Source organism: Herbidospora sp. NBRC 101105 (genome assembly GCF_030269205.1).
Taxonomy (GTDB): domain Bacteria; phylum Actinomycetota; class Actinomycetes; order Streptosporangiales; family Streptosporangiaceae; genus Herbidospora; species Herbidospora solisilvae.
In genome coordinates, this window is record NZ_BSSX01000003.1 from 718612 (window position 1) to 729436 (window position 10825).

7 protein-coding genes and 1 rRNA gene are annotated in these 10825 nt (G+C 68.9%); 3 read left to right on the forward strand and 5 right to left on the reverse strand.

Annotated features, from left to right (window positions below):
• Nucleotides 1-85: 85 nt before the first annotated feature.
• Complete coding sequence (locus QSK34_RS17180; protein ID WP_161481158.1) at nucleotides 86-532, reverse strand: hypothetical protein; 447 nt, start codon at nucleotides 530-532, stop codon at nucleotides 86-88.
• 77 nt (nucleotides 533-609) lie between these two features.
• On the opposite strand from QSK34_RS17180, the gene QSK34_RS17185 reads away from it, so the two are divergent.
• Nucleotides 610-1074 (forward strand): GNAT family N-acetyltransferase, encoded by a 465-nt coding sequence (locus QSK34_RS17185; RefSeq protein WP_285585291.1) that lies wholly within the window; start codon nucleotides 610-612, stop codon nucleotides 1072-1074.
• Here QSK34_RS17185 and QSK34_RS17190 read toward each other — a convergent pair.
• The gene (locus tag QSK34_RS17190; RefSeq protein ID WP_285585292.1) at nucleotides 1058-3070 is read right to left on the reverse strand and encodes a molybdopterin-containing oxidoreductase family protein; all 2013 of its coding nucleotides are present in this window, start codon (nucleotides 3068-3070) and stop codon (nucleotides 1058-1060) included. The two genes, QSK34_RS17185 and QSK34_RS17190, sit on opposite strands and share 17 nt — an antisense overlap.
• Before the next feature lie 4 nt (nucleotides 3071-3074).
• Nucleotides 3075-4307 (reverse strand): M28 family peptidase, encoded by a 1233-nt coding sequence (locus tag QSK34_RS17195; RefSeq protein ID WP_285585293.1) that lies wholly within the window; start codon nucleotides 4305-4307, stop codon nucleotides 3075-3077.
• A 255-nt stretch (nucleotides 4308-4562) separates the two neighbouring features.
• Between QSK34_RS17195 and QSK34_RS17200 the strand changes: the two genes are divergently transcribed.
• Nucleotides 4563-6968 carry a lysylphosphatidylglycerol synthase transmembrane domain-containing protein gene (locus QSK34_RS17200; RefSeq protein ID WP_285585294.1) on the forward strand — a complete coding sequence of 802 codons (2406 nt, stop codon included), beginning with the start codon at nucleotides 4563-4565 and terminating at the stop codon, nucleotides 6966-6968.
• Here QSK34_RS17200 and mgrA read toward each other — a convergent pair whose 3' ends face one another.
• On the reverse strand, nucleotides 6969-7994 hold the full coding sequence (gene mgrA / locus QSK34_RS17205) for an L-glyceraldehyde 3-phosphate reductase (protein WP_161481162.1): 1026 nt from the start codon (nucleotides 7992-7994) through the stop codon (nucleotides 6969-6971).
• Nucleotides 7991-10042 carry a S9 family peptidase gene (locus QSK34_RS17210; RefSeq protein WP_285585295.1) on the reverse strand — a complete coding sequence of 684 codons (2052 nt, stop codon included), beginning with the start codon at nucleotides 10040-10042 and terminating at the stop codon, nucleotides 7991-7993. Before QSK34_RS17210 ends, mgrA begins: the two co-directional genes overlap by 4 nt.
• Before the next feature lie 460 nt (nucleotides 10043-10502).
• On the opposite strand from QSK34_RS17210, the gene QSK34_RS17215 reads away from it, so the two are divergent.
• A 16S ribosomal RNA gene (locus QSK34_RS17215) occupies nucleotides 10503-10825 on the forward strand; the annotation flags it as partial.

Consider the following 10825-nt stretch of genomic DNA (forward strand, 5'->3'; position numbering starts at 1 on the left):
TAACCCCCCGAAAGCGGTTATTTCGCACTCTGAGACGACAGTGCGCCGGGCCGCGGACGCGACCCGGCGCACGATCCGCCACCTGCTAGTTCTTCACGGCCCGCCCGCGCATGGTGGTGGCGACGATCGCGGTCAGCAGGTAGATCCACGCGCCGCCCCAGGCGGCGTCCCACGCGGCGCCGAAGACCCCGTCGCCGTCGAGCACGAGCTCGATCGGGTACATCAGGATCGCGGCGCCGGCCGCCGGGTAGAGCGAGAAGCGCCACGGGTGGCGCAGCGACCAGTTCCTGGCCTGCCGGGTGACCCGGTCGCCGGTGTCGGGCTTGGAGATCGCGCCGATGGCGGCGACCAGAGTGAACAGGGTGACCCCCACGCCCAGCGCCCAGGCCAGGTCGGCCGATCCGGTGATGAGTCCGAGGAGCAGGCTGGCCGTCGCGACCGCCCCGCCGGTGACGGCCGCGGCCTTCCAGGGCGCGCCACGCAGGGCCGCGCCGGCGAGCGACATCTCGTCGCGTCGAGTCAGTTCGTTCATGTATCAAGAGTGCCTAATCGGGCGCTTTGCCCACATCGGGGAAGCCCCTGACCGCTCCCTGAGGCATCCTGGACCCCATGCCCGCGAACCACCACCCGACCTTCCGGCCGGCCACCCGCGACGACGTGCCCCGCATCGTCGACCTGCTGGCCGACGACGAGATCTCCCGGTCCCGGGGCCACCTCGCGCCCGTCGGCCCCGGACACTGGGCCGCCTACGACGCCATCGAGGCCGACCCGCGCAACGAGATCGTGGTCGCCGAGGTCGACGGCGAGGTGGTCGGGACGATGCAGCTCACGTACATCCCCGGGTTGTCCCGCGACGGCGCCGAGCGGGCACAGGTCGAGGCGGTCCGGATCGCGTCCACCCACCGGGGCAGGGGGCTCGGCCGGGCGTTCATGACGTGGGCGGTGGCCCGGGCGCACGAGCGGGGATGCCGCATCGTGCAGCTGACCACCGACAAGCGGCGGCCCGGCGCCCACCGGTTCTACGCCTCACTCGGCTTCACCCCGAGCCACGAGGGGTTCAAGCTACTGGGCTGATCTCCACCAGGTTGTCGTGGTAGACGGGACCGTTGCCCAGGTCGGCGTCGCGCTCCTCGACCACGGCGTTGGCGTTGGCGCCCCCGCTGAGCTTGGGCCAGTGGCCCTTCGGCGAGGCGGCCACCCCGGGACGGACCTTGTCGGAGACCTCCACGTACGCCTCGAACGCGCCGAACTCGTTCGAGACCCTGGCCCGGGACCCCGAGACCAGGCCCCGGGGTTCGGCGTCCTGAGGATTGACCACCACGGTCGGGCCCTTCGAGCGTCTGAGCAGCTCCGGGTTGTTGGCGAAGATCGTGTTCAGGAACGTGTGGGAGGCCGGGGTGATCAGGGTCAGCCTCCCGTCCTTCCGGGTGCGGGCGCTCAGGGACGGCACATAGGTGGCGACCCGCGGCAGGCCCGCCTTCTCGGCCAGGTCGGAGACGAACTCCAGCTTTCCGCTCGGGGTGGGGAAGCCGTTCGTGAACGGGACGAAGGGGTCGGCCACGTCGAGCCGGGCCCAGCCGCGCTTGCGCAGCTCGTCGAGCTGGATCGTGGGGGTGCCCTCCAGCAGTTCGGCGGCGATCTCCAGGTCGGTGGCGTACAGGGCCGGTTCGGTCAGGCCCATGCGGTGGGCCAGGCGGCGGAAGGTCTCGGTGGTCGACAGGGCCTCGCCCGCCGGGGGGACGGCCGGTTCGTTCCACATCAGGTACATGTGGCCGTAGCCCTCGTGCAGGTCGAGGTGCTCGATCTGCATGGTCGCCGGGAGCACGACGTCGGCGTAGTCGACGGTGTCGGTGGGGAACTGCTCCATGACCACGGTGAACAGGTCCTCGCGCAGCAGCTTCCGCCGGATCCGGTTCTGGTCGGACGTCGAGCCCATCGGGTTGGCGCCGTACACCCACAGGCACTTGACCGACTCGTCGAGGCCGTCGGCGAGGCGGGTCATCGTGAGGCTGCGCACCGGGTGGGGCAGGAGTTCGGGGCGGTGGTCGACCTTGAGCGGGACGTGGGCCGAGGTCGAGAAGGCCACCCCGCCGCCGGGGTGCCGCCAGTCGCCGGTCACGCCGGGGATGCAGGCGATCAGCCGCATCGCCGAGCCGCCGCCCTCGTGGCGCTGCAGGCCCATCGTGGCGCGGATGCCGGTCGGGCGGGTGTGCGCGAGGCGGCGGCCGAGGGCGCGGATGTCGTCTTCGGGCAGGCCGGTGATCTCGGCGACCCGTGACGGGGGGAACTGGAGGATCTCGGCCCGGAACTCGTCCCAGCCGAGCGTGTGGTTCTCCAGGTAGTCGCGGTCTTCTGCGCCTTCCTCCAGGACGACGTACAGGAGGCCGAGCGCCAGCGCCCCGTCGGTGCCCGGGGCGATGGGGAGGTGCTCGTCGGCCTGCTCGGCGGTCCGGGTCCGGATGGGGTCGATCGCGACGATGTGCGCGCCGTCGGCGCGGGCGTCCTGGATGAACTTCCACAGGTGGTGACCCGAGGTGAGGGTGTTGGTGCCCCAGAGCAGGATCAGCTTGGAGAGCGCGAACGTCTCCGGGTCCATGCCACCCGGGGTGCCCAGCGTCAGCCGCAGGCCCTCGTTCCCGGCCCGCGAGCAGATGTTCATGTTGTGGAAGGAGGCCCCGAGGGCGTTCCAGAACCGCCGCCCGGCCATGCCCGACTCGCCCTGGACGAACCCGAGCGTGCCGGTGCCCTGGTAGGGCCAGATGGCCTCGCCGCCGTGGGTGTCGACGATCTCCCGGAGCCTGGTGGCGAGGATGTCGAGGGCCTCGTCCCAGCTGATGCGCTCGAACTGCCCGGAGCCCTTCGGCCCCACCCGCTTCATCGGATGCAGGATCCGCTCAGGCGAGGCCGCGTGCTCCAGATAGCGGTTCACCTTCACGCAGAGCGCGCCCCGCGTGTAGGGCTGCTCCTTGTTGCCCCGCAACGAGGTGGCTTTTCCGTCCTGTACGGTCACCACCCACGAGCACGTATCCGGACAATCAAGGGGACATGCCCCCAGAACCCGCAATTCCATCCCGTCATCGTACGGGGCGGTCGGTGAAGGCGAGCTGTTCCACGATGTAGGCGACCGCGTCCGCGCTCACGTCCAGGACCTGCCGGTTCACGTTCTCGATCGTGTCGCAGGCCTTGTGGTAGCAGGGGTCGAACACGCGGTTCGCGGTCCCGCCGTACACCGCCGCCTGCTCGGGGGTCTTGATGCTGTCGGCGCCGGTGAAGATGCCCCCGGCCGGGATGCCGGCCTTGACGAACGGCCCGTAGTCCGACCGGCCGTCGAACGCGACCTCCTCCGAGGGCAGCCCGCGCATCCGGTAGAACTCCGTGGCGGCCTCCTCGATCGCGTTGTCGCTGTCGTAGACGCCGTTGCCGTGGTTCTCGGTGGCGACCATGTCGAGGTTGACGTATCCGGCGATCTTCGCCTTCTCCTCCGGCGACAGGTTCTTCACGTAGTGGGTCGAGCCGACCAGCCCGACCTCCTCGGCCCCCCAGAACGCGAACCTGACCGCCCGGTCGGGCCGCATCCGGGCCATCTGCTCGGCGATCTCCAGCACCACCCCGACCCCCGAGCCGTTGTCGTTGATCCCCGGCCCCGCCTCGACCGAGTCGAGATGGGCCCCCAGGATCAGCACGTCGTCGGGGTCTCCCTGGCCGGTCTGCGCGATCACGTTCCGGGTGACCTTCATGGTGGACGTGGTGTTCGTCTCCACCGTCACCGGTCCCTCGATCGCGGCGTCCTGGGCGACGCCCACGACCGGTAGCGGCGTACCGGGTTCGCCCAGCGACCCCTTCAGCTCACCCGGCCGCGAGTTGACCACGATGAGCGCGCCCGCCCCGGCCCTCGCGGCCCGGTCGGCCTTCACCCGGAACGAGCAGCCGCCGCGTTCGGCCACCGCGATCGAGCCTTGCCGGAACCCGGTCCAGTCGGTGGACAGGCAGCCCGTGCCGGTCTCCTGGACCGGCCCGGAGACCCGGCCCGACGGGGAGAACGCGAAGGTCGCCGCGTCGACCGGGCCGGCGGCCGTGGTCAGCACCGCCGGGCTCACCTCGCGGTGGTGCGGCAGCGTGAACGGCTGCGAGGTCACCTGGTAACCCGCGGCGGTCAGCACCCGCTCGACGTACTGCGCGGAGGCCTCGTAACCGGCGGTGCCGACCGCCCGGTTGCCGTGCTGGTTGCCTATTTCGGCCAGGACCTGAACGTGGGCGAAGACGTTGGGTTCGGTGACCGCCTCGTCCAGGCCCGGGTCGGCCGACATACCCGTCGTTGTCAGCACCAGAGCCGCAGATACCACAATGCGCACAGTTTCCCCCTTGATGAACGGGCCGGGGGAAGGCGGCACCAGACTGGCAGCCACACGAGGTTTCAGGCCACGTTCGAGGGTTACGGCGCGTCGGCGCGAAACGGGCCGCGATCCATAGACTCGACCAGGAGGGGGACTCCGGGGTCAGGTCGCTGTGCCGTGACTTTCGATTGTGGACACTGGCAACAAAGATCGCAGACAATCACGGTGGTGAGGGGCATCAAGGAAAAGGACGACTCTCTGACGTCCCCGGACTCCGGGGTCGTCCTCGTCGTGGAGCCCCTGCTGCCCCAGCGCATCCGGCGTCCGTCCGACCTGCTGCGGATGCTGATGACGCTGCTGGCGATCACCGCCGTCATCCTGCTCGCCCTGGTCGCCCAGCGCACCCTCAACGGGCTGGAGACCGACGTCCAGGCCGGCACCGGCCGGGCGCCCGAATGGATCTCCTCGATCGCCGGGTTGCTGGGCGGGGTCGCCGTGCTGGCCGTGCCGGTCGCCTTCGCCGTCGAGCGGGTGTTCCACCGCGACGGCATGCGGGTCGCCCAGGGGCTGATCGCGGCGATCCTGGCGCTGCTGCTCTCGTACACCCTCGGCGAGTGGATGGTCACCTCCGGCCCCGCCGAACTGCGCACCCTCCTCACCGGCGACCGCGACGTCGAACCGCTCAACACGGTGCTCACCCCGGTGATCGCCTATGCGACCGCGGTACGGATGTCGCGACGACCACGCTGGCGGGCGCTGCTCTGGGTCGCGCTGATCTTCGACTTCTTCGCCCTGTTCACCTCCGCCAAGATCACCATGCTGGGCGCGATCGTGACCTACCTGGTCGGGCTGTTCGTCGGCTTCGTCACGCTCTACGGCGTCGGCAGCGCCAACACCCGCCCGCCCGGCAGCGCCGTGGTCGCCGCGCTCAAACGGCTCGGCTTCGCCATCGTCAGCGCCCGCCGCATCGACGACGACAGCTCCGGCAGCCGCCGCTACATCGTCGGCCTGGCCGACACCACCCGCTTGTCGGTGACCGTGCTCGACCGCGACCGCCAGGTCGCCGGGGTCGTCTACCGCCTGTGGCGGCGGTTGCGGCTCAACAGCGAGACCCGCAGAAGAGCCATCCGCTCCCTGCGCGCCGAACTGGAGCGTGAGGCGCTCATGGCCTACGCCGCCCAGGCCGCCGGCGCCAGAACCCCCCGCCTGCTCGGCACCAGCGAGGTCGGCACCGAGGCGGCCCTGCTGGCCTACGAACACGTCGACAGCCGCCCCATCCAGGACCTCCCCGACGACGACCTCGACGACGGGCTGCTGCTCCAGATGTGGGAACAGGTGCGCCTGCTCCACGCCCGCCGCCTGGCCCACCGTCACCTGACCGGCGAATCGATCCACCTCGCGGTCGACGGCCACATCCTCCTGGTCGACGCCCGGTCCGGCGAGATCGCCGCCGGAGACCTCCTCCTGCGGCTCGACGTCGCGCAGTTGCTGGCCTATCTGGGTCTGCGGGTCGGCGCGGAACGTGCCGTGAAGACCGGCGCGGCCGTCCTGGGCGACGACACCATCGCGGCGGCGCTGCCGCTGCTCCAGCGCATCGCGCTGGCCCGCGACACCCGGGCCGCGGCCGGCAAGGACAAGAACCTGCTGCCCGCGCTGCGCGAGCAGATCGTCGCGCTCAAACCGCAGGCCACCGTCGAGCCGGTGCGGCTGGAACGCTTCCGGCCGCGCACCCTCGTCACGATCATCGCCAGCACCCTGGCCGCCTACATCCTGTTGTCCCAGCTCAGCCAGATCAACCTGGTGTCGATGCTGACCACGGCCGACTGGGCCTGGGGCGGGGTCGCCCTGGTGGCCGCCGCCCTCAGCTACGTCGCCGCCGCCTCGGTGGTGCGCGGCTTCGTGCCCGAACCCCTGCCCTTCGGGCGGACGGTGCTGGTCCAGCTCGCCTCGTCGTTCGTGAAGCTGGTCGCCCCGGCCGCCGTGGGCGGCGTCGCGATCAACACGCGCTACCTGCAGAAACGCGACATCCCATCCGGCAAGGCGCTGTCCAGCGTGGGCGCCAGCCAGCTCATCGGCCTGGCCTCCCACATCACGCTGCTGCTGCTCGCCGGTTATCTCACCGGCACCCAGGCCGCGCCCTCGCTGACGCCCTCGCGGGGGCTTTTGATCACGTTGCTGGCGAGCGCCACCGTCATGGTGGTCATCCTGGCCATCCCGCCGCTGCGGCGGATCGTGTCCAAACGGGTGCGCGCCCTGTTCAGCGGGGTGGTGCCGAGGCTCCTCGACGTGCTCCAGTCACCCAGCAAGATCATCGAAGCGGTGACCGGCACGGTCATGGTGACCGTCTGCTTCGTCATCTGCCTGGCCGCCTGCGTGAAGGCGTTCGGCGGTGAGCTCAGCATCACCGCCGTCGCCGTCGTCTTCCTCGCCGGGAACGCCATCGGCTCGGCGGCCCCGACCCCGGGAGGCCTCGGCGCTGTCGAGGCCTCCCTAATCTTCGGCCTGACGGTGGCCGGGCTGCCCAAGGAGACCGCCACCTCCGCCGTCCTGCTGTTCCGCGTCCTCACCTTCTGGCTCCCGGTGCTGCCCGGATGGGCCGCCTTCACCTGGCTCCAGCGCAAGGACGCGCTGTGACTACGCGTCGCTGCTGCGCTTCCACAGGTTGATGCCGGCCTCGACCGCGTCCTTGTCGATCGCGTCGAGCTCGTCGGCCGAGAACTCCAGGTTCTTGACCGAGTCGAGGCTGTCGTCGAGCTGCTTGACGCTGCTCGCCCCGATCAGCACCGAGGTCACCCGCTTGTCGCGCTGCGCCCACGCGAGGGCGAGCTGCGCCAGCGTCTGACCCCGGCTCTTGGCCAGCTCGTTGAGGGTGCGGATGTGCCGCAGCGTCTCCTCGGTCAGCAGGTCGGGGCTGAGCGACTTGCCCTGCGAGGCCCGCGACCCCTCCGGCACGCCGTTGAGGTAGCGGTCGGTCAGCATGCCCTGCGCCAGCGGGGAGAACGCGATGCAGCCGACGCCCAGGTCACCGAGGGTGTCGAGCAGCCCGCCCTCGATCCACCGGTTGAGCATCGAGTAGGACGGCTGGTGGATGAGCAGCGGCGTGCCCATCGACTTCAGGATCTCGTACGCCTCCACCGTCCGCTCCGGCGAGTAGGACGAGATGCCCGCGTACAGCGCCCGGCCCGACCGGACCGCCGTGTCGAGCGCCCCCATCGTCTCCTCAAGAGGGGTCTCCGGGTCGAACCGGTGGCTGTAGAAGATGTCGACGTAGTCGACGCCCATCCGCTTCAGCGACTGGTCGAGGCTGGCCAGCACGTACTTGCGCGACCCCCACTCGCCATAGGGCCCCGGCCACATGTCGTAACCGGCCTTCGTCGACAGGATCAGCTCGTCACGGTACGGCCTGAAGTCCTGGGCGAAGATCGTCCCGAAGTTCTTCTCCGCCGAGCCGTAGGGCGGCCCGTAGTTGTTGGCCAGGTCGAAGTGGGTCACCCCGCGATCGAACGCGCGGCGCAGGATCGCCCGCTGCGACTCGATCGGCTTGTCGTCGCCGAAGTTGTGCCACAGCCCCAGCGAGACCGCCGGCAGCTTCAGCCCACTCCGCCCGGTCCGGTTGTACGGCATCGGCCCATAGCGGTCGGCGGCGGCGACATACGTCATTCGGTCACTCCCAGTCGGTCGAGAATCCAGGAGAGCGTGAACGCCTCCTCGTGCCACGCGTCGTAGCGCCCGCTGCGACCCCCGTGCCCGGCCCCCATCTCGGTCTTCAGCAGGAACGGCCCGCCCTTGGCGGTGGCGCGCAACCGCGCGATCCACTTGGCCGGTTCGTGGTAGAAGACCCGGGTGTCGTTGAACGAGGTGATCGCGAGTATCGGGGGATACGTCACGTCACGCACATTCTCGTAGGGCGAGTACGACTTCATGTACTCGTACACCTCCGGGTTGTGCAACGGGTCGCCCCACTCGTCCCACTCGATCACCGTCAGCGGCAGCGACGGGTCGAGGATGGTGTTCAGCGCGTCGACGAACGGCACCTCGGCGACGATCCCGGCGAAGTCCTCGGGGGCGAGGTTGGCCACCGCGCCCATCAGCAGGCCGCCGGCGCTGCCGCCCCGGGCCACGACCGCGCTCGACCAGGTGCCGCGCAGGTGCCTGGCCACGGCGACGAAGTCGGTGAAGGTGTTCTTCTTCTGGAAGAACTTGCCCTCCTCGTACCACCGGCGGCCCATCTCCCCGCCGCCCCTGACGTGGGCGACCGCGAAGACCAGGCCGCGGTCGAGCAGCGAGAGCCGGGCCACCGAGAAGTAGGGGTCGATCGAGGTCTCGTAGCTGCCGTAGCCGTAGAGGAGTGTGGGCGCCTTCTTCGGGGTGCCCTTCCTGGCCACGATCGAGATCGGGATCCTGGTGCCGTCGTCGGCGACGGCCCACTCGCGGAACTGCTCGTAGTCGTCGGGGTCGTAGCCGCCCAGGACCGGCCGCCGGCGCAGCAGGATCAGTTCGCGGGACCGGAGGTCGTAGTCGTACACCGAAGGCGGCGTGACCATCGAGGTGTAGCCGAGCCTGAGCCGGTTGGTGACGTATTCGGCGTTCCCGCTCGGCGCCACGTCGTAGAGCGGCTCGGGCCACTCGATCTCGTAGGGGTCCTGGTCTCCCGGCAGGATCCGGATGCCGGTGAGGCCGTCTCTTCTGAAGTGGACGACCAGATGCGACTCGAAGGCGTCGACGTCGAGCAGGCGCGTGGTGTCCTGGTGGGGGATCAGCGGGGTCCAGGCCGCCGGGTCGGCGACCGGGGCGCTGGCGAGCTCGAAGTTCTCGGCGTTCTCGTTGTGCAGGATCAGGAAGCGCTCGCCCTGGTGGTCGAGGTGGTATTCGAGGCCCGTCTCCCGCGGCCTGACCACCTGGAACTCGCCGGCCGGGTTGAGCGCGTCGAGGAACCAGACCTCGCTGGTGATCTTGCTGTGCGCGTTGAGGAGCAGGTAGCGCTCGCTGCGCGACAACCCGATGCCGACCCAGAACCGCTCGTCGGTCTCGTGGTAGACCTCGACGTCGTCGGCCTGCCCGAGCGTGTGGCGGTGCACCTTGTCGGGCCGCCAGGCGTCGTCGACCGTGGTGTAGAAGAACGTGCTGCCGTCCTTCGACCAGGCGCCGCCGTAGAAGATGCCGGTGATCTCGTCGGGCAGCAGCTCGCCCGTGCCGAGGTCCTTGAAGCGCAGGGTGAACCGCTCGTCGCCCGCGAAGTCGGTCGAGTACGCCAGCATCGTGCCGTCGGGGCTGACCCTGCTCACCCCGAGGGCGAAGTGGGGACTGTCGCCGGCCAGCTCGTTCCCGTCGAGGATGACCTGCTCGTTCTCGAGCGTCTGGCCCGGCTCGACCGTCGGGGGGTCCTCCCCCTCGGCCGGTACGCGGCACTGGATGCCGTACTGCTTTCCTTCCTCGGTACGGGAGTAGTACCACCAGGCCCCGAGACGGGCCGGGACCGAGAGGTCGGTCTCCAGCGTCCGGCCCTTGATCTCCTGGAAGATGGTGTCGGCCAGGGGCTTCAGGCGTCCGGTGACCTGCTGGGTGAAGACGTTCTCCGCCTCCAGGTAAGCGACGACGTCGGGGTCGTCCTTCTTCGCGAGCCAGGCGTACTCGTCGATCACGGTGTCGCCGTGATGCGTACGCTCAACAGGGTCTTTCTTCGCCGTAGGTGGCTGCTCACTACTCACCCGGTCGAGTCTAGGCACCCGGCTTCCCGGATCTCCGGGCCTCGTTGATCTCCGTGTGCCCGTTCGACCTGCCGGGGAATGAATCGGCGGGTGTCGTCGTTGAAACTGGTCCGACGGCCTCTGAGAGGCTGCTAATCTTGAGGAGTCGGGGACGCCCCCGGCAGACCCCTTCCAACATCCACCCGGGGAACCGGGCGATTTGACATCGCCGGGGACGCGGGTAAGTTAGAGGGGTTGCTCTTCGGCAGGAACCGGGAAAAACGTCAAATTTGACACTAACCGGAACCGCTGAAAAGATAAAGGCACAACAGCAAGACAAAAGAAAAACAAAGCAAGTCCGTTTCTTGAGAACTCAACAGTGTGCTAAAAGCCAGTGCATGATGCACAACCCCGTCTATTAGACGGATTCCTTTGGTTGACATTCATGTGAATGTTGGCCAGGAAAATTCTCTGAAGACATCTTTTGGAGAGTTTGATCCTGGCTCAGGACGAACGCTGGCGGCGTGCTTAACACATGCAAGTCGAGCGGAAAGGCCCTTCGGGGTACTCGAGCGGCGAACGGGTGAGTAACACGTGAGTAACCTGCCCCTGACTCTGGGATAAGCCTGGGAAACTGGGTCTAATACCGGATACGACATCTTCCGGCATCGGATGGATGTGGAAAGTTTTTTCGGTCAGGGATGGGCTCGCGGCCTATCAGCTTGTTGGTGGGGTAGTGGCCTACCAAGGCGACGACGGGTAGCCGGCCTGAGAGGGCGACCGGCCACACTGGGACTGAGACAC